23 protein-coding genes are annotated in these 26,604 nt (G+C 63.5%); 12 read left to right on the forward strand and 11 right to left on the reverse strand.

The annotated features are described in order from the left end of the window. Positions 1 to 59: 59 nt before the first annotated feature. Positions 60 to 1,298, reverse strand: coding sequence for a YeeE/YedE family protein (locus SALB1_RS12675; protein WP_109994197.1), 1,239 nt, complete (start codon positions 1,296 to 1,298; stop codon positions 60 to 62). Positions 1,299 to 1,450: 152 nt separating this feature from the next. Between SALB1_RS12675 and SALB1_RS12680 the strand changes: the two genes are divergently transcribed. The 3 genes from SALB1_RS12680 to SALB1_RS12690 all read left to right on the forward strand — a co-directional run bounded on the left by SALB1_RS12680 (position 1,451) and on the right by SALB1_RS12690 (position 6,444). Then, positions 1,451 to 3,325: a sigma-54-dependent Fis family transcriptional regulator gene (locus SALB1_RS12680; RefSeq protein WP_109994198.1), complete on the forward strand. Its 1,875-nt coding sequence runs from the start codon at positions 1,451 to 1,453 to the stop codon at positions 3,323 to 3,325. Positions 3,326 to 3,520: 195 nt separating this feature from the next. Further along, positions 3,521 to 4,600, forward strand: a complete 1,080-nt coding sequence (locus tag SALB1_RS12685) for a 2,3-butanediol dehydrogenase (RefSeq protein ID WP_109994199.1) — start codon at positions 3,521 to 3,523, stop codon at positions 4,598 to 4,600. A gap of 41 nt (positions 4,601 to 4,641) precedes the next feature. Beyond that, positions 4,642 to 6,444, forward strand: coding sequence for an NAD(P)/FAD-dependent oxidoreductase (locus SALB1_RS12690; protein WP_109994200.1), 1,803 nt, complete (start codon positions 4,642 to 4,644; stop codon positions 6,442 to 6,444). Positions 6,445 to 6,528: 84 nt separating this feature from the next. On the opposite strand, the gene SALB1_RS12695 is transcribed toward SALB1_RS12690, so the two are convergent. The 9 genes from SALB1_RS12695 to glpD form a co-directional block, all read right to left on the reverse strand. Then, positions 6,529 to 7,482: an inorganic phosphate transporter gene (locus SALB1_RS12695; protein WP_109994201.1), complete on the reverse strand. Its 954-nt coding sequence runs from the start codon at positions 7,480 to 7,482 to the stop codon at positions 6,529 to 6,531. 241 nt (positions 7,483 to 7,723) lie between these two features. Further along, positions 7,724 to 9,034 carry an arsenic transporter gene (locus tag SALB1_RS12700; RefSeq protein WP_109994202.1) on the reverse strand — a complete coding sequence of 437 codons (1,311 nt, stop codon included), beginning with the start codon at positions 9,032 to 9,034 and terminating at the stop codon, positions 7,724 to 7,726. A 28-nt stretch (positions 9,035 to 9,062) separates the two neighbouring features. Then, on the reverse strand, positions 9,063 to 9,791 hold the full coding sequence (gene arsH / locus SALB1_RS12705) for an arsenical resistance protein ArsH (protein ID WP_109994203.1): 729 nt from the start codon (positions 9,789 to 9,791) through the stop codon (positions 9,063 to 9,065). Continuing rightward, on the reverse strand, positions 9,791 to 10,201 hold the full coding sequence (arsC, locus tag SALB1_RS12710) for an arsenate reductase (glutaredoxin) (RefSeq protein WP_109994204.1): 411 nt from the start codon (positions 10,199 to 10,201) through the stop codon (positions 9,791 to 9,793). Before arsC ends, arsH begins: the two co-directional genes overlap by 1 nt. Then, on the reverse strand, positions 10,189 to 10,560 hold the full coding sequence (locus SALB1_RS12715) for a helix-turn-helix transcriptional regulator (RefSeq protein WP_109994205.1): 372 nt from the start codon (positions 10,558 to 10,560) through the stop codon (positions 10,189 to 10,191). Before SALB1_RS12715 ends, arsC begins: the two co-directional genes overlap by 13 nt. A 121-nt stretch (positions 10,561 to 10,681) precedes the next feature. Next, positions 10,682 to 12,193 (reverse strand): aldehyde dehydrogenase family protein, encoded by a 1,512-nt coding sequence (locus tag SALB1_RS12720; protein WP_109994206.1) that lies wholly within the window; start codon positions 12,191 to 12,193, stop codon positions 10,682 to 10,684. Positions 12,194 to 12,583: 390 nt separating this feature from the next. Continuing rightward, on the reverse strand, positions 12,584 to 13,249 hold the full coding sequence (locus SALB1_RS12725) for a Fe2+-dependent dioxygenase (RefSeq protein ID WP_158590734.1): 666 nt from the start codon (positions 13,247 to 13,249) through the stop codon (positions 12,584 to 12,586). Between the two features lie 253 nt (positions 13,250 to 13,502). After that, positions 13,503 to 15,005, reverse strand: coding sequence for a glycerol kinase GlpK (gene glpK, locus SALB1_RS12730; RefSeq protein WP_109994208.1), 1,503 nt, complete (start codon positions 15,003 to 15,005; stop codon positions 13,503 to 13,505). 181 nt (positions 15,006 to 15,186) lie between these two features. Next, positions 15,187 to 16,683, reverse strand: a complete 1,497-nt coding sequence (gene glpD, locus SALB1_RS12735) for a glycerol-3-phosphate dehydrogenase (protein WP_109994209.1) — start codon at positions 16,681 to 16,683, stop codon at positions 15,187 to 15,189. Between the two features lie 273 nt (positions 16,684 to 16,956). Between glpD and SALB1_RS12740 the strand changes: the two genes are divergently transcribed. The 9 genes from SALB1_RS12740 (at position 16,957) to SALB1_RS12780 (ending at position 25,725) form a co-directional block, all read left to right on the forward strand. Next, a complete protein-coding gene (locus SALB1_RS12740; RefSeq protein ID WP_109994210.1) occupies positions 16,957 to 17,754 on the forward strand; it encodes a DeoR/GlpR family DNA-binding transcription regulator in 798 nt (265 codons plus the stop codon). Between the two features lie 214 nt (positions 17,755 to 17,968). Next, a complete protein-coding gene (locus SALB1_RS12745) occupies positions 17,969 to 19,063 on the forward strand; it encodes an ABC transporter ATP-binding protein (RefSeq protein ID WP_109994211.1) in 1,095 nt (364 codons plus the stop codon). A gap of 19 nt (positions 19,064 to 19,082) precedes the next feature. Next, the gene (locus tag SALB1_RS12750) at positions 19,083 to 20,183 is read left to right on the forward strand and encodes an ABC transporter ATP-binding protein (protein WP_109994212.1); all 1,101 of its coding nucleotides are present in this window, start codon (positions 19,083 to 19,085) and stop codon (positions 20,181 to 20,183) included. Continuing rightward, positions 20,180 to 21,064: a carbohydrate ABC transporter permease gene (locus SALB1_RS12755; protein ID WP_109994213.1), complete on the forward strand. Its 885-nt coding sequence runs from the start codon at positions 20,180 to 20,182 to the stop codon at positions 21,062 to 21,064. Before SALB1_RS12750 ends, SALB1_RS12755 begins: the two co-directional genes overlap by 4 nt. A gap of 1 nt (position 21,065) precedes the next feature. Next, the gene (locus tag SALB1_RS12760; RefSeq protein WP_109994214.1) at positions 21,066 to 21,863 is read left to right on the forward strand and encodes a carbohydrate ABC transporter permease; all 798 of its coding nucleotides are present in this window, start codon (positions 21,066 to 21,068) and stop codon (positions 21,861 to 21,863) included. A 14-nt stretch (positions 21,864 to 21,877) separates the two neighbouring features. Further along, complete coding sequence (locus SALB1_RS12765) at positions 21,878 to 22,153, forward strand: DUF2160 domain-containing protein (protein WP_109994215.1); 276 nt, start codon at positions 21,878 to 21,880, stop codon at positions 22,151 to 22,153. 114 nt (positions 22,154 to 22,267) lie between these two features. Next, positions 22,268 to 24,190 carry an ABC transporter substrate-binding protein gene (locus SALB1_RS12770; protein WP_199678794.1) on the forward strand — a complete coding sequence of 641 codons (1,923 nt, stop codon included), beginning with the start codon at positions 22,268 to 22,270 and terminating at the stop codon, positions 24,188 to 24,190. Between the two features lie 152 nt (positions 24,191 to 24,342). After that, positions 24,343 to 24,996: a TIGR02466 family protein gene (locus SALB1_RS12775; protein ID WP_158590735.1), complete on the forward strand. Its 654-nt coding sequence runs from the start codon at positions 24,343 to 24,345 to the stop codon at positions 24,994 to 24,996. A 12-nt stretch (positions 24,997 to 25,008) separates the two neighbouring features. Next, entirely contained in the window at positions 25,009 to 25,725 is a 717-nt protein-coding gene (locus SALB1_RS12780) for a hypothetical protein (protein WP_109994217.1), read from the forward strand. On the opposite strand, the gene SALB1_RS12785 is transcribed toward SALB1_RS12780, so the two are convergent. Further along, the gene (locus tag SALB1_RS12785) at positions 25,705 to 26,457 is read right to left on the reverse strand and encodes a tetratricopeptide repeat protein (protein WP_158590736.1); all 753 of its coding nucleotides are present in this window, start codon (positions 26,455 to 26,457) and stop codon (positions 25,705 to 25,707) included. The genes SALB1_RS12780 and SALB1_RS12785 overlap by 21 nt on opposite strands. Positions 26,458 to 26,604 lie beyond the last annotated feature (147 nt).

Consider the following 26,604-nt stretch of genomic DNA (forward strand, 5'->3'; position numbering starts at 1 on the left):
CCCGCGTGAACGATTCCGGCGCGCCCAGAAGCTCGACTGGGCGGCCGTGGCCCCCGTTGTCAGCAACTGCTGTCACTCAGCTTTGGAACGCCCATGCCGAACACGGGCCGCAACTTGATACCGACCACGGTGCCCAGCAAACCGACCGCGCCCCAAAGCCAGCCGTGCAGCGAAAACGAGGCGATGCCGCCGAAGTAGGCGCCAATATTGCACCCGAAGGCGATCCGCGCGCCGTAGCCCATGAGCACGCCGCCGATCAGGCGGGCGAGGATGATGCGCCAGGGCAGGTCGGTAGCGATCCTGAACGTGCCGCCCCAGGCCGAGGCGGCCATCGCGCCGAAGATGATGCCGATATCCATTACGCTCGTCCGGTCGGCGAGGATCGGCGTATGCAGCCCGCCGGCATGCGGGCCGGACCAGTAATACCAGCTGCCGACATCCACGCCCAGCGCCGACAGTGCCTGCGACCCCCAGAGCGCGAACGCACTGGTTATGCCCCACGGTTTGCCGGACAGCCAGAGCGTGGCCGCGTTGAGCACGGCGAGCGCGAGGGCGCCGCCCCAGAGCGGCCAGGCGCCGCGCAGTACGCGCTTAAGCCCCCGTTCGCTTGGCGGACCCTTGCGTGGCGGCGGATTCAGCCGGCGCTCGACCAGCCAGGTCGCGGCCACGATCGCGCCGATGATGATGAACTGCAGAATCACCGCGCCGGTATAACCCCAGGACGTATCGGCCAGGGAGATCTTCTTCCAGACGAAGTCCGGTTGCAGCCAGAAGCCGAAATCGTGGGCGCCCCAGACCGAGCCGAGAATGAAGCCGAACAGGGTGATCAGGATCGAGGTCTGGCCCGAGCCGACCGTATACAGCGAGCCCGAGGCGCAGGCGCCGCCGAGCTGCATGCCGATACAGAAGATGAACCCGCCGAAGGCGACCGACAGCCCCACCGGAAAGACATAACCCGACAACGGGCCGCCGAAGGCGGTGGTGCCGAGCGCCATCAGCGGCGCGAACAACAGGCTCGCCACAGCCAGCATGAGCATGTGCGCGCGCAGCGTCTGCCCCTGGCCGACGGCCATGAGCTGGCGGAATGCCGAGGTGAAGCCGAAACGCGCATGGTAGAGCGCGACGCCCAGGCCGAGCGCCACGACATAAAGAACGCCCTGCGCGAAGCCATAGCCGGCAAACAGCACGGCGAGCAGCACGAGACTGATGCCGCCGGCGATGGCGGTGGTGCCCGTACGGGGCGCAGGCGGTATTTCGAGCGCGCGCGCCGGGCGCTCGGGATTGCGAATATCCGACATGATCCAATCGATTGCACATGATGGAATTATTGTATCGTTGCGGCCAACCCCGGGCCTTGCCGTCGATGTAAAAAGTACCCGGGCGGCGGCCGACTAACGTCGGGTAGCACGCGCGCCGCGCACGGTGACATCGTCGGGCCGGAGGTGAGGCCATGTCAGCGATCAGTGCCCATCTGAAGGAAATCGAGCGCGTTGCGGCCGGACAGCCATCCAGTCGCGACGGTCTGGTGGTCAATTCCTGGCTGCGTTGCCTGCACGAATATCGACTCGACCCGAGCCAGCGGGGCAATGCCTATATCGTGCCGGGCTCCGAACTGCGCGAGCACCAGCAGCAGGCCGAGGAGTTGATCCGCATCAGCAGCGCTGCGCTGGATCATCTTTACGAGCAGGTGGCGGGGCATAACTACGTGCTGTTGTTGTCCGATGCACGCGGCGTGTCCGTGGCGCACTACCGCAACCCCAAGCTCGATCCGGCGCTGCGCGATGCCGGCCTGTACCTGGGCGCGGACTGGGCCGAGGATCGAAGCGGGACGTGCGCGGTAGGCGCCTGCCTGGTCTCGCGTCAGCCGATCACCGTGCACCGGGACGATCATTTCGACCCGGCCCATATCGGGCTCACCTGTTCCGCCGCGCCCGTGTTCGACACCCTGGGCGAGCTGGTGGCGGTAGTGGATATTTCGCAGCTGCGCTCGGCCGTGCCGCGCTCGAGCCAGCAGCTGGCGCGGCACCTGGTGATCGCCACCGCGCGGCGGGTGGAACTGGCCAACCTGATGAGTCAGGCCGAAGGTCATTGGCTGCTGCGCCTGTCGCGTTCGCCCGATTTCATCGACAGCGATCCGGAAGCCGCGATCGCCGTGGATGGCGACGGGCAGATCCGCGGCATGACGCATGCGGCGTTCGGTGCATTGTCACAGCGTATCGGCCTGACCGAGCGCAGTAGCGTGGAACTCATCGGCCAGGCGATCGATACCCTGTTCGATCTGGATGCCGATACGCTCGATCAGTACATGCGCGGCCAGTCGGCCCGCGACCGGCTCCTGTTCGCCGGCGGCCAGCCGCGCCTGTTCGCCAGTGCCGAGCCGCCGGCGACGCGTACGCCGCGAACCATTCGTGCCACCGTGCCGGCGCCGCGTGATGACATGCCGGACTCGCTCGCTCGCCTGGCCGGCGCGGATGAAACGATGACGCGCCTGGCACGCCGCGCTGCCCGGTTCGCCCAGCGTGATCTACCGGTGCTGATCCAGGGCGAAACCGGCACCGGCAAGGAGGTATTCGCCCGCGCCGTGCATGCCGCGCGCCCCGACCCGGGCCCGTTCGTCGCGGTGAACTGCGCAGCGATCCCCGAGCATCTGATCGAATCCGAGTTGTTCGGCTATGCGCCCAATGCCTTCACCGGTGCGGCCAAAGGGGGCAAGCGCGGGCTGATCGACGCCGCCAACGGCGGCACGCTGTTTCTCGACGAGATCGGTGATATGCCGCTGGCGCTGCAGAGCCGGTTGCTGCGCGTGCTGGCCGAGCGCTGCGTGACCCCGGTGGGCGCGCTGGAGTCTCGTCCTGTGGATATTCATCTGATCTCCGCAACCCATGCGCCACTGGCCGACCGGGTGGCGACCGGCGATTTTCGCGAGGATCTGTACTACCGGCTCAACGCCGCCGTGCTGAAACTGCCGCCACTGCGCGAGCGCGGCGACTTCAATACCTTGGCCGATACGATCCTGGTCGAGCTCGGTGCCGAGCACGGCGAGCGATATCGTCTTTCCGGGCCGGCGCGGCGCCGGCTGGCGGCGCATCATTGGCCCGGCAACGTGCGCGAACTGCATAACGCGCTGGCGGTGGCCGCGGCCCTGTGCGAGCCGCCGACCATAGAAATGCACGACCTGCCCGACGAGATCGGCGTGTCGTCGGCGTGTGCCGGCCTGGAAGCCCAGCTGGCCGACTGCGGCGGTAATGTTTCGGAACTCGCGCGCCGGCTCGGCGTGGATCGCACCACGGTTCATCGCCGCCTCAAGCGCCTGCGTACGCACTGATTTTGGCCCGCCATCGACCTGCCACACCTGTGGCAACACCCTGTGGCACGCGCCGCGGCCGTGGCTGCATGCCCCGATGAATAATTGTTTTAAAACAAGGTGATGAATTAACGGCACGGCGCTTGCCATATCTTCTCCAGAGCGCGTTTGCGCGCCACGTCAACGACACGGTCCATCGTGCGAATGAGGAGATAGATGAAAGCACTGCGATTCCACGCCGCCCGGGATTTGCGGATCGAGGAAGTCGAGCCCCCGCATGATCCGGCACCAGGGCAGGTCGTCGTCGCCAACCGCTTTTGCGGCATCTGCGGCACCGATCTGCATGAATACGCCTACGGGCCCATTTTCATTCCGACCGCGCCCCATCCCTACTCGAAAGCGCAGCTACCGCAGACGCTGGGCCACGAATTCGGCGGGGTGGTGACCGCCGTGGGCGAGGGCGTGACCAGCGCCGCGGTCGGCGATCGGGTTTCGATCCAACCGCTGATCATGCCGCGTGCCGGCGATTATTTCGCGGATCGCGGGTTGTTTCATTTGTCCGAGCGGTTGGCGCTGGTGGGCCTGTCCTGGGATTACGGCGGTATGTCGGGTGGCGCGCTGGTCAACGACTACAACGTGCAGGTGATCCCGGACGACATGAGCGACGAGCAGGCTGCGCTGGTCGAGCCGACTGCCGTGGCTGTTTATGCCTGCGACCGGGGCGGCGTGGCCGCCGGTTCCAGTGTGCTGGTCGCCGGGGCCGGCCCGATTGGCATTCTGGTGCTGCTTGTCGCACGCGCGGCGGGCGCCACGCAGTTGTTCATCTCGGATGTGAATCCGACCCGGCTCAAGCTGGCAGAGACCGCGGTGCCCGGGGTGGTCGCCATCAACGCGAAGAGCGAACCGGTGGGCGATGTCGTGCGCGACCATAGCGAAGGCCATGTCGGCTGCGACGTCGCCATCGAATGCGCCGGCAACGAGCAGACGCTGAAATCGGCGTTGGACGCCGTGCGCAAGCAGGGCGTGATCGTGCAGACCGGGCTGCATGCGGGCGAAAACCCGCTCAACTGGTTCGATGTGACGTTCAAGGACATCGACGTACGCGGCTCGTGGTGCTACCCGACCTGGTACTGGCCGCGTGTCTGCCGGCTGATCGCCAGCGGGCAGATCCCGTCGGAACGGGCGGTGACGCGCCGTATCCCACTCGACGAGGCGGTCGCACACGGCTTCGACGCGCTGCTCGACCCGGCCGGCACCGAACTCAAGATCCTGATTGATCTCGAGAACGCGGCCTGACCCGATTATTCCGACAACAGCGAAACACAGAGGAGAAAACCATGCTGGACACTGCCGCAGGCACCAAGATCCAGAACGTGCTGTCGGCGCTCAACAAGGCGCTTATCAATCGAAATATCGACGAGGCGCTGGAGCTTTTCGCCGAGGACTGCTACTGGCGCGATCTCGTTGCCTTCACCTGGAACATCAAGACGGTCGAAGGCAAGGCACAAATTCGCGACATGCTGGAAAACCGGCTCGACGACGTACAGCCTGCCGACTGGACCGTGGACGACAACGAGGAGCCCGCGCATGCCGACGGCATCACCGAGGGCTTCATCGAATTCGATACGGGCGTGGCGCGTGGTTACGGCTATATCCGGCTCAAGAACGGCCTGATTTGGACCTTGCTCACGACGATGCACGAACTGAAGGGTTACGAGGAGCCGAAAGGCCATTCGCGTCCCTTGGGTGCCAAACACGGCGAACACCAGGGCGAGCCCACCTGGGCCGAGGAGCGGGAGGCCGAGCTGGCTGAACTGGGCGTAACGACCCAGCCCTATGTGCTGATCATCGGCGGCGGGCAGGGGGGCATTGCGCTCGCCGCACGCCTGCGCCAGCACGGCGTGCCGGCGCTCATCGTCGAGAAGAACGAACGTCCTGGGGATTCCTGGCGCAAGCGTTACAAGTCGCTGTGTCTGCACGACCCGGTGTGGTACGACCATCTGCCGTACATCAAATTCCCCGATAACTGGCCGGTGTTCTCGCCCAAGGACAAGGTCGGCGACTGGCTGGAAATGTACGCCAGGGTCATGGAATTGAACTTCTGGGGTTCGACCGAGGCCAGGCGGGCCAGCTACGACGAGAACACCCAGACCTGGACCGTGGTCGTCGACCGGGACGGAGAAGAAATCACGCTCCATCCCAAACAGCTGGTCCTTGCCACTGGCATGTCGGCCAAGCCGAATAGGCCGACCATTGCGGGCCAGGATCGCTTCGAGGGCATCCAGCAACACTCGTCCGAGCACCCCGGGCCGGACGGCATGGAGGGCAAGCAGGTCGTGGTGATCGGTGCCAACAACTCGGCGCACGACATCTGTGCGGCGCTTGCCGAACACGGGGTCGATGTGACCATGGTGCAACGATCGTCCACGCACATCTCGCGCTCTGAATCGCTGATGAAGCATGCGCTGGGCCCGCTGTATTCGGAGGAGGCCGTGGCCAACGGCATCACCACCGAAAAGGCCGATCTGCTGTTTGCCTCCATTCCCTACGCGATCATGGCCGACTTCCAGAAGCCGATCTTTGATGCCATCCGCGAGGAAGACGCCGAGTTCTATCGACAGTTGGAAGACGCTGGCTTCATGCTTGATTTCGGTCCGGACGATTCCGGCCTGTTCATGAAGTATCTGCGGCGTGCGTCCGGCTACTACATCGACGTCGGCGCGTCCCAGCTCATCATCGATGGCCGGATCAAGCTGGCCAGCGGCGCCGATGTGAAGGAACTGACCGAGCACAGTGTCGTGCTCGAGGATGGCCGTGAACTGCCGGCCGATGTCGTCATCTATGCCACCGGTTATGGTTCGATGAATGGCTGGGCGGCCGATCTGATCTCACAGGAGGTGGCCGACAAGGTCGGCAAGGTCTGGGGTTTGGGCTCCGATACGCCCAAGGATCCCGGGCCGTGGGAAGGCGAACAGCGCAACATGTGGAAACCGACCCAGCAGGAAGGCCTGTGGTTCCACGGTGGCAACCTGGCCCAGTCGCGCCACTACTCGCACTACCTCGCGTTACAACTCAAAGCGCGAATGGAAGGTATTCCCACGCCGGTCTATGGCCTGCAGGAAACGCATCACCTGAGCTGACTCCGGCTCCTCCGGACTTTGCGGGGCTCCGGCCCCGCATTTTTTCGACCGTCCCTGGGCGCGCAGCCGGCGGGCAAGGCCCGCTCAGCCCCCGGTCCAGCGCACAATGAACGCCGCGCCATAGCCGCACAGGAATCCGGCGCCCGGCCCCACCAGCCAGCCTTTCAAAATCCCCTTCACCGCCGGCCACTGTACGGTGTCGCGTCCGCGGGCCAGGCCGGCGCCCGCCATGGCCCCCACCAGGGCCTGATTCATCGACGTCAGGTAGCCGAACGCCACCGCCGCGAGTACCACCAGCGCCTGGACACCCTGTGCGGCGGTGGCCATCGGCAGGTCCATCTTTACGACATCGAATGCCACTTTTTCCAGCAGCGGCTTGCCCCAGGTCAGCACGCCCAGCGCCAGGCCCAGGCCGCCCACGAAGGCGGCCGCGAATACACCGAACAGATGCGTGCTGAGAAACACGGCAGTGGCGTTGGACACATCGTTGGCGCCCATGGTCAGCGAGGCGAGGACACCGACCGCCACCAGGGCGCGCGCGATGGCCGGCTGACTTTTGCTCCGGGCCGCGGGCCAACGGCTCAGGATATGCGTGAAGACGAACCCCAACACCAGGGCCACCAGCGGCGCGGCCGCCCATAGCACCACCAGGCGCTCAATCGTGCCCCAACGGATGGGCAGACCGAGCGACATGCCGACACCGGCCACCGCGAACACGAGAATCTGAATGGTGGAGGTGGGGATGCGCAACAGGTTGAAGCAGGTCGTGAGCGCGAAGGCGACGGCGACGATGCACAACGCCGCGCCAACGCTGATTCGTGGCGCGCCGACGATGCCGTGACCGACCGTGGTGAGTACGGCGTGACTCAGGAAGGTCGCGCCGAGCAGGGTGAAGAGTGCCATCAGCAGCAGCGCTGGCCGCAGGCGAATCGTGTTCGCCGCATACGGCATGCCCATGCAGGCGCCGGTGTAGTGCGCGCCCATGCTCCAGGCAAAGGCGAACGCCACGACAATCAACGCGATCGCGATCAGGCTCATGTGGCCTCCGTTCTATGGTTGGCAATGATCCCGGCCGAAGGGGTCAAGCGGGCCCGTGCCCGCAGGCCGCGCCTGCAGCGACGGTCAGTCTGCGGGCCGGCGATGATTTTTTCATGACCAAGGGGCAGCGCCATGGTGGCGGCGGGCCTTGTCACGGGTGCGGGGCTGCGCCGCCTGGTGCTTCGCCCGCGTGAGGCCGACTGCGAACCGGGCTGGCGCGGAAGCGGTCGACCGGTTTCGTTCACGGTGACGCCACCAGCGGCAGCCAGATCGCCAGAGCCATGAGTGTGGCCAGCAGTACGGGCGGTGTGAGCACCAGACCCACCTTCATGTATTGACCCCAGCCGATGCGGTGGCCCTTGTTGGCCAGCACATGCAGCCACAACAGGGTGGCCAGACTGCCGATCGGGGTAAATTTGGGGCCGAGGTCGTTGCCGATCACATTGGCGTAGAGCATCAGCTCGCGGGTGAGCTCCGGCACCTGGGCCTGCTTGATGGCCAGCGCGCCGACGAGCGTCGACGGCAGATTGTTCATCACCGAGGCCACGAAGGCCGATAAAAACCCCGTACCCAGCGTGGCCACGATCGGGCCTTGCGCCCCCAGCCAGTGGAGCACGGTCGCGCCGTAATCGGTCAGTCCGGCCCGGCCCAGCCCGTAGACCACCAGATACATGCCGATCGAGAACAGCACGATCTGCCAGGGCGCGTTCCGCATGACCGGGCCGAGCGGAACACGGGCCCCGCGCCCGCCGCGCCACCAGCGTCCGGCGATGGCGAGCAAGGCCAGGGCGCCGCTACCGGTCACGAGGCAGTAAGGCACATGCCACGGCGCAAGGACGAAATAAGCCGCGAGCAGCGCTGCCAGCACGGGCATGGCCGCGCGGAATACCTGCGGATCGATGATCGCGCTGGCCGGCGTCGTCAGTGCGTCGAGCGGATAGCGCCGTGGAATCCGGCGGCCGAAGGCCAGCCAGAGCACGGCCAACGTGGCGGTGATCGATACCAGGTCGACCGGCACCATCACGATGGCATAGCGATCGAACGAGACGCCGAAAAAATTGGCGCTGACGATATTCACCAGATTGGAGATCACCAGCGGCAGGCTGGCGGTATCGGCGATGAAGCCGGTGGCGATGATGAAGGCAAGGGCCGCCGAGGCGGAGAATTCGAGCCGGACCAGGATCGCGATCACGATCGGCGTGAGCAGCAGTGCGGCCCCATCATTGGCGAAAAAGGCCGCGATCACCGCACCCAGCAGCACGATGAGCGGGAACAGTAAATGCCCGCGTCCGTTGCCCCAGCGCGCGATATGCAGCGCCGCCCAGGAGAAAAAGCCGGCTTCGTCGAGAATCAGCGAAATGATGATCAGCGCGACGAAGGTGAACGTGGCATCCCAGACGATATGCCAGACCACGGCAACGTCGGACCCGTGCACGACGCCGGTGGCCAGTGCCACGGCGGCACCGCCCAGCGCGCTCCAGCCGATGCCGAGATTCTTTGGCTGCCAGATGACGAGCACGAGGGTGACGATGAAGATGGCGAGCGCCAGCATGACGGGAACTCCGGGGGAGAAAAGCGGTTCAGTGCGCGACTTGATTGACGCGTTTGGACGTCTGTTCGGCGCTTTCCACGCGTTCGGAGTAGCGGCGGGTCAGATAATCGCCGCGGTCGCGCATCAGCCAGGTGAATTTCACGAGTTCCTCGCAGACGTCGACCACTCGCCGATACAGCGGCGAATCCTGCATGCGGCCATCGTCGTCGAACTCGCCGAATGCCTTGGGCACCGAGGATTGGTTGGGAATCGTGACCATGCGCATCCAGCGGCCCAGAACCCGGAGTTGATTGACCGCATTGAAGCTCTGGCTGCCGCCGGATACTTCCATGACCGCCAGTGTCTTGCCCTGGGTGGGCCGGACCCCGCCCAGCGACAGCGGAATCCAGTCGATCTGGGTTTTCATGATGCCGGTCATCGCGCCGTGACGTTCCGGGCTGACCCACACCATGCCTTCCGACCAGGTGGCCAGTTCGCGCGGCGCCTGCACCTTCGGATGATCGGCCTCGGCATCGTCCGGTAGTGGCAGGCCGGCCGGGTCGAACAACCGCACCTCGCAGCCGAACCAGCGCAGCAGGCGGGCCGCTTCCTCGGCCAGAAAGCGGGAATAGGAGCGCGCTCTGAGCGAGCCGTAAAGGATCAGAATGCGCGGCGCGTGCCGAGCCGTATCCTGGCCGACCAGGGCGTCGATATCGATGGGGTGCAGCGCGTTCGGATCGATATTCGGCAGATCGTGAAGACTGAAACGATCGACCATTACGCGCCCTGCGAGTGCGTGACGACTTCGCCGTCTTCCTTCGTGAAGCGGGCGACCGGCGCATCCAGCAGTTCCAGCACGCGCTCGGATGGCCGGCACAGGCGCACACCCTTGTCGGTCACTACGATCGGCCGGTTGATCAGGATCGGATGGGCCAGCATGGCGTCGATCAGTTGCGCGTCGGTGAGGGCGGGATCGTCCAGGCCGAGGTCGTCGTAGGGTGTGCCCTTGCGGCGCAGCAGATCGCGCGGGGGCATGTTCATTTGCTCCAGCAGCCAGAGCAGGCGTGCCCGCGACGGGGGGTTATCGACATATTCGACGATCTCGGGCGTCTCGCCGGAGGCCTCGATCATCGCCAGCGTATTGCGCGAGGTGCCGCAGTTGGGGTTGTGGTAAATCATCGGTTGCATGGCGGGTCCTTGCGGTTGTCGGGCGCCGGAGCGGATTCGGCCAGCGAATCCAGCAACGGATCGCAGATTTCGGGGCGGCCGCCGCAGCAGTCGCGCACGAGAAAGCGCACGGTCTCCTGCATGTGCGGCAGATCGGCGCGGTAGATGATCGATCGGCTGTGGCGTTGCGATAGGGTCAAACCGGCCCGCGTCAGTACCGCCAGATGCGCCGACATCGTGTTGTGGGGCACGTCCAGCAGGCGCGCGATTTCGCCCGCCGGCAGGCCATTCGGTTCGTGCCGGACCAGCAGGCGAAAGGCCGCGAGCCGCGTTTGCTGGGCGAGCGCCGAGAAACACTCGATGGCGTTGAGTTCGTCCATATGTCCAATAATATGGACATATAAATCAGAGCGCAATGCCCGCTGATCCCGGCGCCCGGCGCCGGGCACGAAAAAAGCCGGCCCCCGAAGGAGCCGGCCGATTGGTGCGCGAAGCGAGGTGTCAGAGCGACACGGCGACGGCCTTGGTTTCGGTGTAGTTGTTCAGCACCTGCTCGCCCATCTCGCGGCCCCAGCCGGACTGCTTGAAGCCGCCGAAGGGCAGGGCAGCGTCGAAGATGTTGTAGCAGTTGACCCAGACCGTGCCGGCGCGGATCTTGGCGGCGAGTTGGTGTGCCTTGCCGATGTCCTGGGTCCAGACGCCTGAAGCCAGACCGAACACGGTGTCGTTGGCGCGCTTGATCAGGTCGGTGTCCACGTCCTTGAACTTCGTGGCCGTCACCACCGGCCCGAATATTTCTTCCTGATAGACGCTCATCTCGTCGGATACGTCGACCAGCACCGTCGGCTTGACGAAGTAGCCCTCGCCCTCGGCGCGTTCACCGCCCGCGGCAGCCGTCGCGCCCTGTTTCCGGCCGGCTTCGAGATAACCGGTGACGCGTTCGAGCTGGGTCCGGGAGACGAGCGGGCCCATCTGGGTTTCCGGATCGAGGCCCGGGCCGAGCTTGATGTTGCGAGCGTACTCAGCCACGCCTTCGACCACCTGGTCGTAGACTTTTTCGTGTACGAACAGGCGTGAGCCGGCGGCACAGCACTGGCCGTGGTTGAAGAAGATGGCATTGGCCGCGCCTGGAATGGCTTTGTCCAGATCGGCGTCGTCGAGCACGATGTTCGGCGACTTGCCGCCCAGCTCGAGTGAAACCTTCTTGAGGTTGCCCTTGGCCGCGTCCACGATCAGGCGGCCGACCTCAGTCGAGCCGGTGAAGGCGATCTTGTCGACCATCGGGTGGGCCGCGATCGGCGCGCCGGCCTCCTCGCCGAAGCCGGTGAGCATGTTGACCACGCCGTCGGGTACGCCGGCTTCCTGCATGATTTCGGCGAGCTTCAGGCCGGATAGCGGTGTTTCCTCGGCCAGTTTCATGACCACCGTATTCCCGCAGGCCAGGGCCGGGCCGAGTTTCCAGGCCGCCATCAGCAACGGGAAGTTCCAGGGAATGATCTGCCCGCACACACCGACCGGCTCGCGGCGGGTGTAGGCATGCCACTGGGCCCCGGGCGCGTAGGGCACGGTAATGCCGATCTGCTCGCCGTTGAGCTTGGTCGCCCAGCCAGCCATGTACTGGAACAGTTCGGCCGCCAGCGGTACATCGGCCGCCCGGGCAATGGAAATGGGCTTGCCGTTGTCGAGTGCTTCCAGTTGGGCGAGCTCTTCCTGGTGTTCCATGATCAGGTCGCCGATCTTCCAGACGATGCGGCCGCGCTCGGCCGGCGACATCTGGGTCCACGGCCCATCATCGAAGGCCTTGCGGGCCGCCTTCACGGCCTTGTCGACATCGGCCTTCTCGGCGGACTGGGCATGGGCGACGACTTCGTCCGTCGCGGGATTGTAGACCTCGAAGGTCTTGCCCGATTCGGCGGCCACCCATTCGCCGCCGATAAGCATCTTGCGTGGGGTGTCGATGAATTGGCGGACACTGGATTCGAGTTGGACTTCACGGGCTGCGACTGCGCACATAATCGATCTCCTCATTATGGTTTTGGATGCTCCGCTCACGGAGCGGGGCGGCGCGCGTTTCCTGAACGCCGGTTCCCCTGTGATAGCGCAAATTTCGCGCCATTGGAATGGGGCGCCGCGATGCCCGGAAATCCGGCCTTGCACACATTGGCTGGGGTGTGAAGCTCTGCCTCGATTGCCACAGGTGTTGCAGCCCGCGTGCCACAGTTTCGCGCCGCGGGGCGCGGCATGCTCAGGCCATCCAATGGCGGCCGGACGGCACGGCGCCGTCGATGGCAACGCGCTCACCGTCGCTCCGCCGGGCCAACCGCGGCTGCGGGGCGTTGAACAGGGCGGGGTGGCATGCGCTGCGGCGCCGGTATGGCCGACCGGCGCCGCCCCGGGCGCCGTTCAGAGTTCCATCCACATTCGGTACAGCCCGGTGCGCACGGATTCCATCAACAGGCGATCGGTTTCGTCGGCCTTGTGGCCCATGCGGGCGACGAGGTGATAATAATGCGACAGGATCTGGCGGTGTTTGAGTTCGGGGATCTGGCTTTGTATCCAGGTAACCGCAGCATAGCGCGTGCCGCGGGTCACCGGCCGGACCTGGTGGATGAGGCCGGTGGGGTAGATCACCGCGTCGCCGGCATCGAGCTTGACGAGCTGCGGGTCGGTTCCGGTCCAGAGTTCGAGTTCGCCGCCGTCGTATTCGTCGGCGGCGGACAGAAACACCGTGACCGACAGATCCGTGCGCAACGGTTTCGGTTTGGTGTTCATGATCGCTTCGTCCATATGCAGCCCGTAGTACATGCCGGGCTGATAGCGGGAGAAGGTGGGGCCGGGGATGCCGCGAGGGAACGCGGTGTTGAGAACGTCGTCGTTATTCAGCAGGGCCTGGACCACCATCCTTCCGATATCGGATTGGTCCGAGTCGTTTTCACTGATCTGCTCGTTGTTTTTTACATTGGAGCCACGGTTGGTGGCCTTGCCCTCGACGAATTCGGCTTTTTCGACGAAAGCGCGTGCTTTCCTGGTCTGAGAATCGTCCAACAGTGCTCTGATCTGGGTAATCATAGAGGCGCCCTCGAGTGGAGCTTTCGAGCGGAATCCAAGCATTCGCTGCGATCACGGTAGACATTACCGTATGCGGCTTCGACGCCGTGAACCCTTTCGGTCCCGCGCGTTGCGTGCATGGCCGCGAAAGTGGGTATCAGTTTGCCCGTGTCGCTCCCGCGTGCTCGGAAAAAAGCCTCGCCGAGATCGTCTCGGCGAGGCAAGCGCATCGGAGGAGATGCGTTCCGACAAACGGAGTCGACTGACGGGTGTGTCACGACTCGACACGAAAGCCCATGGTGGCCCGTACCGCGCGCTCCCATCCGGCGACGAGTTGTTCGCGTTTGGCGCTCGGCATGGCCGGTGTGAAACGCGTTTCGATGGCCCATTGCTCGGCGATCTGTTCGCGCGATTCCCAGAAGCCCACGGCCAGGCCGGCCAGATAGGCGGCACCGAGCGCGGTCGTCTCGCTGACTTCGCTACGCAGTACGTCCACGCCGAGAATGTCGGCCTGGAACTGGGCGAGGAAGTCGTTCGCGATCGCGCCGCCGTCGGTGCGCAGTTCGGCCAGATTGAGGCCGGCGTCGGCCTGCATGGCCTGCAGGACATCGGCGCTCTGGTAGGCGATCGATTCCACGGCCGCGCGTATGAAATGCTCCTTGGTAGTGCCGCGCGACAGCCCGAACACGGCGCCGCGGACGTTGCTGTCCCAGTACGGGGCGCCGAGGCCGGTGAATGCGGGCACCATGTACACGCCGTCATTGTCGCCGGCACGCTCGGCATAGGCTTCCGAATCGGACGATTTGCCCAGCATGCGCAACCCGTCGCGCAGCCACTGGATCACGGAACCGGCCACGAAAACACTGCCTTCCAGGGCGTACTCGATGGTGCCGTCGATCTCCCAGCCGATCGTGGTCAGCAGGCCGTTTTCCGAGGCCGTGGCCTCGGTGCCGGTGTTCATCAAGGTGAAGCAGCCGGTGCCATAGGTGTTCTTGGCCATGCCCGGCTCGAAGCAGGCCTGGCCGAACAGGGCGGCCTGCTGGTCCCCGGCCATGCCGGCGATGGGAATCTCGTTGCCGAAAAAATACTTGGGCTGAACGTGGCCATAGGTTTCGCTGCTCGACTTCACCGCCGGCAGCATGGCCTCGGGCACACCGAATAGTTCAAGCAGTTCCGGGTCCCATTGGCGCTCGCGGATGTTGAACATCATCGTGCGCGAGGCATTGGTCACGTCGGTGACATGCACTTCGCCGCCGGTCAGGTTCCAGACCAGCCAGGAGTCGATGGTGCCGAACAGCAGGTCGCCGCTTTCGGCTTTTTCCTTCACACCGTCCACGTTGTCGAAGATCCACTTCAGCTTGGTGCCCGAGAAATAGGCATCGATGACCAGCCCGGTCTTGTCGCGGATCATCTCGGCATGGCCGGCTTCGCGCAGCTCGTCGCAGATCTCGGCGGAATGGCGCGATTGCCAGACGATGGCGTTGTAGACCGGTTGCCCGGTCTTTCTGTCCCAGACGACCGTGGTCTCGCGTTGATTGGTGATGCCAATGCCGGCGATCTCCGAGACGTCGACCTGGGTGTTGTTGATCAGTTCCGTGAGCGTGGTGAGCACGCTGGTCATGATGTCGCGCGGGTTGTGCTCGACCCAGCCCGGACGCGGAAAAATCTGTTCGAATTCGCGTTGCGCGATGCCGGCGATCCGGCCATTGCGGTCGAACAGCATCGAGCGCGAACTGGTCGTTCCCTGGTCTATGGCGAGTATGTATTTCTTGTCCATCGCTCTCTCCTTTGAAGCGCGCGGCGCTTGCTTCGTTTCATGCGCGCGACACCGCATCGCAGGCGTTTTTGTCGGGGCCGCCCGGCGACGCCGGCCGGTGGCCGTGGATGAACCGCTCAACGGCGGCGTGCCCGGCCCAAGGTAACCCGGATCAAAGCCGGCGGCAGATCGGGCGCCGTGCTCAGGCGGGGGCGCGCTCGCGCAGATAGGCCGTCAGCCGGTCGACCTCGCCGGACGCCAGCCGCAGACCCAGCTTGGAGCGGCGCCAGATAATGTCTTCGGCCGTGCGCGCCCATTCGTGCTCGCATAGATAATCGACTTCCGCTGCGTACAGGCCGGCGCCGAAGTGCTCGCCCAGGTCATCCAGGCTTTTCGCCCCGGCGACGATATCGCGCACGCGCGTGCCGTAGTTGAACACCATGCGATTCGCCATGCCCAGGGGGATGAACGGATGACTGGCCTGCAACGATTCGAACAGATGTTGCGGCCTGGACTCGTCACCCCCGGGCAGGGGATGGCCGTTTCCGGTCCAGGCCTTGTGCTGGTTGCCGAGTTCGGGCGCGATCTGGTCGACGGCGTCCTCGGCCAGGCGGCGGAAAGTCGTCAGCTTGCCGCCGAAGACGTTGAGCAGCGGCGCGCCGTCGGTATCGAGCTGGATGCGGTAATCGCGGGTGATTTCGCTCGCGTTGTCCTCGCGGTCGTCGAGCAGCGGGCGCACGCCGGAATAACTCCAGACCACGTCGTCCGGCGCGATCGACTGCTCGAAGTAGCGGTTCGCCGACTCACAGAGATAGGCGATCTCGTCTTGCTCGATGGCAACCTTGCCGGGCGCGCCTTCGTGCTCCACGTCGGTGGTACCGATCAGGGTGAAATCCTGTTCGTAGGGAATGGCGAACACGATGCGTCCGTCCGGCTGCTGGAAGATGTAGGCGTAGTCGTGGTCGAACAGCTTCGGCACCACGATGTGACTGCCCTTGATCAGCCGAAGCGCGTAATGGTGGTTCATCGTCGCCACATCGTCGAGGAAACGCACCGCCCAGGGACCGGCGGCGTTGGCGAGCCCGCGTGATTTGGCCTCGATGGTCTCGCCGGCGGCGGTCTTGAGTGTTACCTGCCAGCCATCCGCGCTGCGCGTGGCCGATTCACAGCGCGTGCGCGTCATGATGGTGGCACCGCGGTTGGCGGCATCCATGCAGTTGAGCACGACAAGCCGTGCGTCCTGGACCCAGGCATCCGAATAGACAAAACCCTTGTTGAACTCGGGCTTGAGCGGCGCGCCGGCCGGGTGGCTGTCGAATTTCACGCCGTGCGAGCCCGCCAGGGTCTGACGGCCGCCGAGATGGTCGTATAGGAACAGCCCGGTACGGATCATCCAGGCCGGGCGCAGATGCTTTTGATGCGGCAGGATGAACCGCATCGGCCAGATGATGTGCGGCGCGGCCTTGAGCAGTACTTCGCGCTCCGACAAGGCTTTTGCCACGAGCTTGAATTCGTACTGCTCAAGGTATCGCAGCCCGCCATGTATGAGCTTCGTCGAAGCCGAGGACGTATGACTCGCCAGGTCGTCGGCCTCGCACAGCAGAACCGAAAGACCTCGACCCACGGCGTCGCGGGCGATGCCGGCGCCATTGATGCCACCACCGACCACAATCAGGTCATACGTTTGCGGAGTGCTCATATCGGGATCGCCTTATGTTCGGATTAAAACCTTAGAGTTCGAAAGCGAAAACAAAAATACAACAAAAGTTGTAGAGGGCGATAGTTGAGCGGCCGGCTAACATGCACTCTGGATTAGGTGTGCCGTGCGGCCCCGGCTTGAATGGATGCACGCCGGCGGTTTTTCCGGTCCCCGGCGGTTCCGGGGCCGGGCAGGACAAATACGGGTGCGGCTTCGAAACATGGGCCGCGACAGCGCGGATCGCGTTGATCGGGTCCGAAAGGAGAGAGTGGAGTGACAACGCCCAATCGTTCGGCTTCGGATGAACAAACGCCGACGGCGCGCCAGCGCGAGATCGTCGATCTGGTGGAGCAGCAGGGTTTCGTCGCCATCGAGGCGCTGGCTCGCAGTTTCGATATCACGCAACAGACCGCGCGTCGCGACGTGAATGCGCTGTGCGAAGCTGGATTGTTGCGGCGTTATCACGGCGGTGCGGGTTTGCCTTCGACCGTCGAAAATCTCGCCTACGAGGCCCGCCAGGTGCTCAATCTGGAAGGCAAGCGCAAGATCGCGGAACTGGTGGCGCGCGAGATTCCCGACCACGCGTCGTTGTTTCTCACGCTGGGGACTACGACCAAGGAAACCGCGCGGGCGCTGGCCGGGCACAAGGGGCTGCGCGTGATCACCAACAATCTGCAGATCGCCGGCATGCTATCGGCCTCGAAGGATGCCGAGGTCATGGTCGCCGGGGGCACGGTGCGCTCGATCGACGCTGGCGTGACCGGCGAGATGACGCTCGATTTCTTTAACAATTTCAAGGTCGATTACGCGCTGATGAGCATCTCCGGAATCGAGTCGGACGGCACCTTGTTCGATTTCGATTATCGCGAAGTACGCCTGCTGCGCGTGATCATCGCCAACGCCCGGCGTGTGTTCCTGCTCGCCGATCAGACCAAGTACAACCGTCACGCGCTGGTGCGCGCCGGGAACATCGTGGACTGCATCGATGCGCTGTTTACCGATGTGGCGCCGCCCAAGCCGCTTGCCGACCTCCTGGCCGAAGCTGGTGTGTCGGTGCATGTTGCCGAATAGCCCGGTATTCGGTGGTTTGGGTCGGGTCGGTTCAGCGGTCTACGACTTTTGACTAGTTGTTCATGTTCGGTTTCGAACACTAAGCTCGAAACGAATAACGGTTGGCGCGGTGTCAACGTGTATCGAAATCAACGGGACAACTGGGGCATCGCTTGATGCATACGGATGAGGCAGCGGTCGGCAACCGCCGGCGGTATCTAGGAGGAGGGTGGCCATGTCGCTAGTGCTCGACAATGTGTCCAAGGTCGTGGGCGGTGAGACCCATATCGCACCGATGGATCTCGAGCTGGAAAGCGGTTCGCTGTCGCTGTTGCTCGGTCTGACGCTTTCGGGCAAGACGTCGCTTATGCGATTGATGGCTGGCCTGGACAAACCTTCGTCCGGACGCGTTCGCGTTGATGGCACCGATGTTACCGGGCTTTCGGTTCGCAAGCGCAACGTCGCGATGGTCTATCAGCAGTTCATCAACTACCCGTCTTTGACGGTCTACGAGAACATCGCCTCGCCCCTGCGCATTGCGGGCGTTTCGAGCTCGGAGATCGATCGACGCGTGCGCGCCGAGGCCGAGCGTCTGCGCATCGACGCCATGCTCGACCGCTTGCCGGCCGAGCTGTCCGGTGGGCAGCAGCAGCGAACGGCGATGGCGCGCGCGCTGGTTCGCGATGCCGAACTCGTGCTGCTGGACGAGCCGTTGGTGAACCTGGACTACAAGCTGCGCGAGACCCTGCGCGAAGAATTGCCTAAAGCGCTCGAGGGCCGTCGTTCGATCGTCGTGTATGCCACGACCGATCCCTGGGAAGCGCTTGCCTTCGGCGGTCGTACGGCTGTTCTGGAACAGGGACGCCTGCTGCAGTACGACTACGCGGCGAATGTCTACGCGGCCCCGGCCACGACGCACGTGGCGAGTGTGTTCAGCGACCCGCCGATGAACATCATCAACGGTGAAATCCGGGGCGATGAGCTGCACGTGGGCGATACGCTTCGCACGGCGCGCCCGGCGGCGTTGTCCGGGCTGGCCGACGGTTCGTATCTGTTCGGTGTGCGCCCGCCGCATCTGAGCGTCAACGTCGAGTCCGATACCAGAGGTCAGCGCATCGATACGACCGTTGATGTCACCGAGATCAGTGGCTCGGATACCTACGTCCATTGCCAAGTGGAGGGCCGCGCCTGGGTGGCCGTGCAGCCGGGCGTGCACCAGCACGAGCTCGGCGCTGCTATCGCGTTGGGTTTCCATCCGGACAAGTTGTTCGTGTTCAACCGCGATGATAAGCAGCTGGTCCATTCACCCGAAGCCGGCGCCGACCGCTAAAACGAGGGAGCCAATCACTATGGCCTTGATTCGTTTCGACGGAGTTGCGCATAGCTATTCTGGCCAGGCTGACCGGCCCGAGGACTATGCCCTGCTTCCGATGAACTTCAGCTGGGACGACGGCGGTGCTTATGCTCTGCTCGGGCCGTCCGGCTGTGGCAAGAGTACATTGTTGAATATTTGTTCGGGGTTGCTGAAGCCCTCGGAAGGGCGGGTGTTCTTCGGCGATCAGGACGTCACCGACCTGTCGCCCGAGCGCCGTAACATCGCACAGGTGTTCCAGTTTCCGGTGTTGTACGACTCCATGAGCGTGTACGACAACCTGGCGTTTCCATTGCGCAACCGCAAGGTCGAGCGTAGCCACATCGACCGGCGTGTTCGGGAAGTCGCCGAGATGCTTGATCTCGGCGACGTGCTGAAGCGCCGCGCGAGCGGGCTGGGCGCTGAACTCAAGCAGAAGATTTCCATGGGGCGCGGCCTGGTGCGCGACGACACCTCGGCCATCCTGTTCGATGAGCCGCTGACGGTGATCGATCCGCAGCTTAAATGGCGTCTGAGGCGTCAGCTCAAGGAAGTCCACAAGCAGTTCAGCCACACCATGATCTATGTCACCCACGATCAGATCGAGGCGCTGACATTCGCCGATAAAGTGGTGGTGATGTCGGATGGCGAGATCGTTCAGGTCGGCACCCCGCAGGCGCTTTTCGAGCGTCCGGAACATACCTTCGTGGGCTACTTCATCGGTAGCCCGGGCATGAATTTTCTCCCCTGTAATATCGATGGCGGTACGGCGGTCGTCGGTTCGACCCGCATCCCGCTAACCGAGGCCCAGGCCGCGGCGGCGGCCGAACATGACGATGGCGATTACAAACTCGGAATCCGGCCTGAGTTTGTCATGCGCTCGGATGCAGCTGATGCGCTGACCGTGTCCGTGCGGCGGCAGGCCGATATGGGCGAGTTTCGGCTGATCACCGCTGATCTCGAAGGGCATGACATCAAGATCCGGCTGCCGGTGGAGTCGAGCGAGATCGGCGGCGACGATCTGTCGATCGAATTCCCGCATGAGTGGCTGTGTCTTTATCGCAACGAGCGCCTGATTGGCAGTGAGGTGGCGGCATGAGTGACAATCGTTTTTCCGATAACCGGGCGTGGTTCCTGGTGCTGCCGGCCACATTGCTGGTGGCGTTTTCGTCGCTGATTCCGTTCATGGCGGTGGTCAATTACAGCCTCCAGATCGTTTTCAGCATGCAAAACCACACGTTTGTCGGGTGGTCGACGTTCCACGATGCACTGACCAACGCGCAGTTCCGGGATGCCTTCGGGCGGCAGGTGCTGTTCACGGCCATCGTCCTGGCAATTGAGGTGCCGCTTGGCATCGGGGTGGCGCTTACCATGCCGCGCAGCGGGCGGGCTGTCGGTGCGGTGCTGGTGGTGCTGGCATTGCCGCTGCTGGTGCCCTGGAATGTCGTGGGTCTGATCTGGCAGATCTTCGCCCGTGGCGACATCGGCTTGTTCGGTGCGTTCGTCAACAACGTGTTGCACATCAACTACAACTACGCGACGGGCACCTTCTCCGCCTGGTTCACGGTGGTGCTGATGAGTGTATGGCACTGGACCTCGCTCATCGCGTTGCTGTGCTATGCCGGGCTGTGCTCGATTCCGGGCGCGTTTTATCAGGCCGCGCGTATCGACGGCGCCTCGCGTTGGGCCGTATTCCGCTTCATCGAGTTGCCCAAGCTTCGTGGTGTGCTGACCATCGCGATCCTGTTGCGCTTCGTCTACAGCTTCAAGGTCTATGCCGAGCCGTTGACGGTCACTGGCGGCGGCCCCGGTAGCTCAACGACCTTCATGACGGAGATGCTCACCAATACGGCGATCGGCCAGTTCGCCTACGGCAAGGCGGCTGCCTACGGGCTGCTCTACTTCCTGATCATCCTTCTGGTCAGTTATGTGTTCTATATCGTGTTGACCCGCGTGGGCACCGGCGAAGGGGGCCAATAAAATGACGATCCGTCGTATCAGCCTGACGCTCTTCATCCTGTTTCTCATGATTCCGATCTATTGGTTGGTCATGATGTCGTTCAAGTCCAACACCGAGATCACGACGCAGCTGACGTTCTGGCCGAGCCATTGGACGCTCAGCCACTATCAGGATATTTTCAACAGCGGGAAATGGACGGGCTCGTTCCTGCATTCGCTGTCATACGTCGTGATCAACGTGGCGATCACGCTGCCCCTGGCGATACCGGCCGCGTACGCGTTTTCGCGCTACGATTTCATCGCTGACAAGCACTTGTTCTTCTGGTTCCTGACGAACCTGATGGCGCCGCCGGCAGTGTTCCTGATCCCGTATTTCCAGCTTTATCACAGCATCCATCTGTTCGACACGGTGTTTGCGGTGGCGCTCGCGCATACGCTGTTCAATCTGCCGCTGGCGGTCTGGATCCTGGAAGGTTTCATGTCCGGCGTGCCCCGCGAGATCGACGAGACCGCGTATCTCGACGGTTATTCATTACCGCGTTTCTTCATCAAGATCTTCATACCCTTGATTGGCTCGGGGATCGGCGTCGCGGCGTTCTTCTGCTTCATGTTCAGCTGGATTGAGCTGCTGCTGGCCAACACGCTGACTTCCAGTAATGCCATGCCGTTCGCCACCAAGATGAGCAGCGCCTTCACCGCCTCGGGCACGGACTGGGGTATTCTTGCGGCGTCCGGCACGCTCACTCTCATTCCGGGCATCCTCGTGATCTGGTTCGTGCGCCATCGTATTGCCTCCGGTTTCGCCCTGGGCCGGGTTTAGTTAGGAGTTCGACCATGCAATGGATGCTTTGGACCTTACCCACGGCTGCTTTTTTTGCCGGTATCGTGATCATATTGGCGATTATGACGGTCTGGCAGATCCTTCAACCGACGCGCGAGCGCCGTGGCTGGATCATTCCCATGCGCACCACGCGCGGCGACCGTCTTTTCATCGGCTTGTTGGCATCGGCCTATCTTAGTGCGCTCTGGGTGGCGCTCATCCCGCTGACCAGCTGGTTACTTTTACTCGCCGTCATCGTGCTCATGCTCACCTTGATGTTTGTGGGCTGACCTGAACGACGAGATGTTTCTCTATAGCCGCCGGGATCCTAGGTCGGGTTTCGTCGGGAAAATCCCGGTTCGTAGGCGCGAGCCGGTTCGCACAGCGATCGGAAGGAGATCGACATGACCAAAAAGAAAACAGACGACGTCACCACGTCGGGCACATCGGATACCGAACAGGGATTCGATGTGAACCGGCGTCATTTCCTGCGCGGCGGCGCGGCTGCGGCGGTCGGTATGGCCGCGGTACCGTTTATCGGTTCGTCGGCGCAGGCGGCCACGTCTTCATCGGGAGGCATCAGTGATTTCCCGCCGCTCGGCCAGATCCCAAGCTATAAGGACTATGGCAAAGGCAAATCCGGCATGGCCGCGGCCGAAAACTGGGTCACCGACTTCCTGCAACCGTCCACGTTGAACAAGGACGAGCAGATGAAGGAGATGAAGTTCCTGCACGAAGCAGCCAAACCTTATAGCGGCATGGAAATCAATGTCGTTACCGAGGTGACCGGCACGCATAACTTCGAGGCCAACATCCTGTCGAAGGCCTTTGAGCAGATCACCGGCATCAAGGTGAATCACGACACGATGCAGGAGGGCAAGACGGTCTCCAAGCTGGAGACGCAGATGGCCACGGGTCAGGATGTCTATGACCTGTTCATCAATGACTCGGATTTCATCGGTACCCATCCGCGCATGGATGACGTGATTCCGATCACGGACTACATTACCGGCGAGGGCAAGGACATCACGCTGCCGACGCTGGACGTGGATGATTTCATCGGCAAGAGCTTCGTCACCTGGCCGAAGAACAACAAGATGTACATGATCCCGGACGGCCAGTTCGCGAACCTGTACTGGTATCGCAAGGACTGGTTCGAGCGTCCGGATCTCAAGAAGAAGTTTAAGGACGAATACGGTTACGAGCTTGATGTGCCGGTGAACTGGTCGGCCTATGAGGATATCGCCGACTTCTTTACCAACAAGGTCAAGCATCTGGACGGCAAGCGTATCTACGGTCATATGGATTACGGCAAGAAATCGCCGTCGCTGGGCTGGCGTATCCATGACTCCTGGCTGTCGATGGCAGGCATGAGCGATAAGGGCCTGCCGTTCGGCAAGCCGGTCGACGACTGGGGTATTCGCGTCAACGAGGACGAGAATCCGGTTGGGGCCAGCGTCGAGCGCGGCGGCGCCACCAACAGCCCGGCTGCCGTCTATGCCATTACCAAGTACAAGGAATGGCTGCAGAAATATGCGCCGCCGGAAGCGGCTGGCATGACGTTCTCCGAAGCTGGCCCGGTGCCGGCGCAAGGGCATATTGCGCAGCAGATCTTCTGGTATACGGCGTTTGCCTCGAGCATGACCAAGCCCGGCCTGCCGGTGGTCAACGACGACGGTACGCCGAAATGGCGCATGGCGCCGTCGCCCCACGGGCCGTACTGGGAAGCCGGCATGAAGCTGGGCTATCAGGATTGCGGTTCCTGGATTCTGCCCAAGACGACGCCGCCGAAGAAACGGGCGGCCAGTTGGCTGTATGCCCAGTTCTGTATCTGCAAGTCGGTATCGCTGCGCAAGAGCTGGGCTGCGCTGACGCCGTTCCGGAAATCCGATATCGACTCGAAGCCAATGGGTCAGGCCGCGCCGTATCTGGGCGGTCTGGTCGAGTTCTTCCGGAGTCCGGCGCACAAGTACTGGACACCGACCGGGACCAACGTGCCGGCCTATGGCAAGATGACGTCGGCTTGGTGGACGAACATCGCGAAGATCAACAGCGGTTCGCTCACACCCCAGGAAGGCATGGACAAGGTGGCCGAGGAGCTGGACCAGGTCATGCACCGGATTCAGATTGCGGGCCTGGAAAAAGTGGCGCCGCCGAAGTTGAACCCGAAGAAGAGCAAGGAGTACTGGCTGAATCAGCCGGGCTCGCCGAAGCCCAAGCTTGCCAACGAGAATCCGCCTGGCCAAACGCTGCCCTATGAGGAGCTGCTCAAGGCCTTCAACGATCCCTCGTCGATTGGCAAGAAAGCCTCGAAGGGTGAGAGTTGATGTCGTAACGATCCGCACGGATCCTTCGTAATCGGAAAAGCGGCCCGGCGGAATACAACCCGTCGGGCCGCGTCTTTTTTGGGGCGTGATATGTTGCCGGATCGGTGTTGCCGTAACGGCTTTTGCGTTTTGGTATGAGAGTCAGGACGAGCATGAGCGATTCGGAACTTCAGATGCAGGTCGGGCATTTCTTTGCCACGCCGGTCGCCGCGACGCTTCTCGAGGACAGCGAGGCGCGCAACGCGGATCTCAAGCAGCGTATTTTCGCTGAGCGCGATCGTGAGGACTCAATCGCGGCGTCGAATCTTGGCGGATGGCATTCCGGTCGACCGATGGAACAATGGGGCGGGCCACGGGTCGAGGAGATTCTCTCGGCCGCGTGTCAGATGGCGGATCGTCTGACCCTGGATCGTTCCGGGCAATCGGTACGGATCAACTGGTCGACGCGTGCGTGGGCCAACATTAATGAAAAGGGGCACGGCAATGAGTTTCACTATCATCCGGGCGTTTACTGGTCGGGCACCTACTATGTCGACGATGGGGGGCGCGCGACCGATGAGTCATGCGGCGGCGAGTTCGAGATCATGGATCCGCGTGGCCCGGGCGTGGCCATGTATGCGCCCTCACTCGTGTTCGACGAAGGGGGGCATAATACCGGGGGGACCAACGTGCGGTTTACGCCGCGCGCCGGTCTGCTGATTCTTTTTCCGGCCTGGCTCTATCATCAGGTGCGACCGTATCTCGGACCGACCCAGCGGATCTCGATCGCATTCAACTTGAGCGTCGACGACAGCCGTCAGCCGTGAGGGGCGGCCGATATGCGTGTGATCTTTCGCTGCGACCCGCATCTGAAAGGGCACTTGCCCGAGCCCCTGGCGGCGCGGGCGGCGCTACCGGACTGGCTGCGGCAGATGCCGAGTACGGCGCATTCCGAGACCCACGGCGGCGACATCCGCACGGTCAAGCAGTGCCCGCCATTCGTGGATGCCATGACGCATGGTTTCGTGTTCACGTTGCCTTGCGACGTGCATGTCCGGAACGGGGTGTTTTCCTGGGACTGGTCGTTGCCGCAACCGGCGGCACGCATGCACCCGCGGGCGCCGCTGAGTTTCCATGTGCCGGCCCAGGTCGAGGGCACGCCGTTTCATGCCGACGATCGCGTGATCGTAAAGTTCAATAGTTTCTGGACCGTCGAATTGCCCGACGGCTGGTCGTTGTTCGCCATGCCGCCGGCCAACCGAACCGATCTGCCGTTTCAGGCCTTGTCGGGGCTGGTCGATGCCGATCGATACCACGATGTTGGCATCCTGTTTCCCGCGATCTGGACACAGCCCGATTTCGAAGGCGTTCTGGCGCGGGGCACGCCGGTGGTGCAGTGCTTTCCGGTGCAGCGTGAGCCGCTCGAATACGAGTTCCAGGCATTCAATGCCGAGGAAACGGCCGCCTACGACGCCCTGGGGCGGCGATTGCTGGACGACAAGGGCATCTACCGCAAGCAGTACCGGGCGCCGCGTTCACGCACGCCTGGCAAGTGAACGCCGCAGCGCGCGCGGGTCGAGCCACAATTGCCCCGTCGGCGCCGAGGTCAGCGCCTGCGCCACTCGATTGAAGCACGCGGGCTTGATGCGCACCGCCCGGGCGTAGGCATCCAGCGCGGTCTCGATATCGCCGGTGTCCTGCAGGCTGATGCCGAGGTTGAGGGCCGCTTCGAACATGTCCGGTCCGGCGGACAACGCATGGCGATACGCCGCAGCCGCCGCGGCTGGCCGGTTCAGGTCCTGCTCGACCAACCCGAGATGAAACCAGGCTTCGGCAAAATCCGGCGCCTTGTCTACCGTGGCCCGCAGTGCGGTACGCGCGGCCTCACAGTCACCGGCCGCGTAATGGGCGCGGCCCAGTTTGTGGTGAAGCCGGATATCGTCCGCGCCGCGGCGCTGAAATGTGGCCAGCCAGCGCGCCGCGGCCGCGGCGTCGCCGGTCGCGATCATGAGATCGGCTTTTTCGAGCAGGGCGGCCAGCGGTGGTTCCGGCGCCGCCAGGGCCTGATCGAATGCCACCATGGCCGCGTTCGATTGCCCCAGCTCGGTGAGCGTGCGCCCGAGTTGCAGCCAGCCCGGGCCATGGGCGGGATAGGCCTGCAGGCGCGGCAGCAGGGCGTTGGCGCGCTCATCGCCGCGCCGCAGCAGGTCGCAGACCGTATCGAACAGCGCCTGGGCGGCACTCGCCTGTCGCGCGGAGTCGCTGTTGCGGGCGGGGGGCTGTGACATGGGCGATGGATTCCGGGGCGGTCGGTCTGTTCGGCAATATATCGCGCCTCGCCGGGCAGCCCAACAGGCCCCATGCCGCCGGCATGGCGGGCCGCCCGAGCGGTGCGGCCGGGTCATCGATCGGGGCGGCATCGCGCCCGCCCGAGG

The organism is Salinisphaera sp. LB1, from assembly GCF_003177035.1.
Lineage (GTDB): Bacteria > Pseudomonadota > Gammaproteobacteria > Nevskiales > Salinisphaeraceae > Salinisphaera.

Excerpts from the sequence above, each read along its gene's own strand:
- SALB1_RS12785 (WP_158590736.1), bottom strand. The coding sequence starts at position 26,457 with ATGTCACAGCCCCCCGCCCGCAACAGCGACTCCGCGCGACAGGCGAGT.
- SALB1_RS12680 (WP_109994198.1), top strand. The coding sequence starts at position 1,451 with ATGTCAGCGATCAGTGCCCATCTGAAGGAAATCGAGCGCGTTGCGGCC.
- SALB1_RS12675 (WP_109994197.1), bottom strand. The coding sequence starts at position 1,298 with ATGTCGGATATTCGCAATCCCGAGCGCCCGGCGCGCGCGCTCGAAATA.
- SALB1_RS12780 (WP_109994217.1), top strand. The coding sequence starts at position 25,009 with ATGCGTGTGATCTTTCGCTGCGACCCGCATCTGAAAGGGCACTTGCCC.
- SALB1_RS12690 (WP_109994200.1), top strand. The coding sequence starts at position 4,642 with ATGCTGGACACTGCCGCAGGCACCAAGATCCAGAACGTGCTGTCGGCG.
- SALB1_RS12745 (WP_109994211.1), top strand. The coding sequence starts at position 17,969 with ATGTCGCTAGTGCTCGACAATGTGTCCAAGGTCGTGGGCGGTGAGACC.
- SALB1_RS12770 (WP_199678794.1), top strand. The coding sequence starts at position 22,268 with ATGACCAAAAAGAAAACAGACGACGTCACCACGTCGGGCACATCGGAT.
- SALB1_RS12775 (WP_158590735.1), top strand. The coding sequence starts at position 24,343 with ATGAGCGATTCGGAACTTCAGATGCAGGTCGGGCATTTCTTTGCCACG.
- SALB1_RS12765 (WP_109994215.1), top strand. The coding sequence starts at position 21,878 with ATGCAATGGATGCTTTGGACCTTACCCACGGCTGCTTTTTTTGCCGGT.
- SALB1_RS12750 (WP_109994212.1), top strand. The coding sequence starts at position 19,083 with ATGGCCTTGATTCGTTTCGACGGAGTTGCGCATAGCTATTCTGGCCAG.
- glpD (WP_109994209.1), bottom strand. The coding sequence starts at position 16,683 with ATGAGCACTCCGCAAACGTATGACCTGATTGTGGTCGGTGGTGGCATC.
- SALB1_RS12725 (WP_158590734.1), bottom strand. The coding sequence starts at position 13,249 with ATGATTACCCAGATCAGAGCACTGTTGGACGATTCTCAGACCAGGAAA.
- glpK (WP_109994208.1), bottom strand. The coding sequence starts at position 15,005 with ATGGACAAGAAATACATACTCGCCATAGACCAGGGAACGACCAGTTCG.
- SALB1_RS12715 (WP_109994205.1), bottom strand. The coding sequence starts at position 10,560 with ATGGACGAACTCAACGCCATCGAGTGTTTCTCGGCGCTCGCCCAGCAA.
- SALB1_RS12700 (WP_109994202.1), bottom strand. The coding sequence starts at position 9,034 with ATGCTGGCGCTCGCCATCTTCATCGTCACCCTCGTGCTCGTCATCTGG.
- SALB1_RS12720 (WP_109994206.1), bottom strand. The coding sequence starts at position 12,193 with ATGTGCGCAGTCGCAGCCCGTGAAGTCCAACTCGAATCCAGTGTCCGC.
- SALB1_RS12760 (WP_109994214.1), top strand. The coding sequence starts at position 21,066 with ATGACGATCCGTCGTATCAGCCTGACGCTCTTCATCCTGTTTCTCATG.
- SALB1_RS12755 (WP_109994213.1), top strand. The coding sequence starts at position 20,180 with ATGAGTGACAATCGTTTTTCCGATAACCGGGCGTGGTTCCTGGTGCTG.
- arsC (WP_109994204.1), bottom strand. The coding sequence starts at position 10,201 with ATGCAACCGATGATTTACCACAACCCCAACTGCGGCACCTCGCGCAAT.
- arsH (WP_109994203.1), bottom strand. The coding sequence starts at position 9,791 with ATGGTCGATCGTTTCAGTCTTCACGATCTGCCGAATATCGATCCGAAC.
- SALB1_RS12695 (WP_109994201.1), bottom strand. The coding sequence starts at position 7,482 with ATGAGCCTGATCGCGATCGCGTTGATTGTCGTGGCGTTCGCCTTTGCC.
- SALB1_RS12685 (WP_109994199.1), top strand. The coding sequence starts at position 3,521 with ATGAAAGCACTGCGATTCCACGCCGCCCGGGATTTGCGGATCGAGGAA.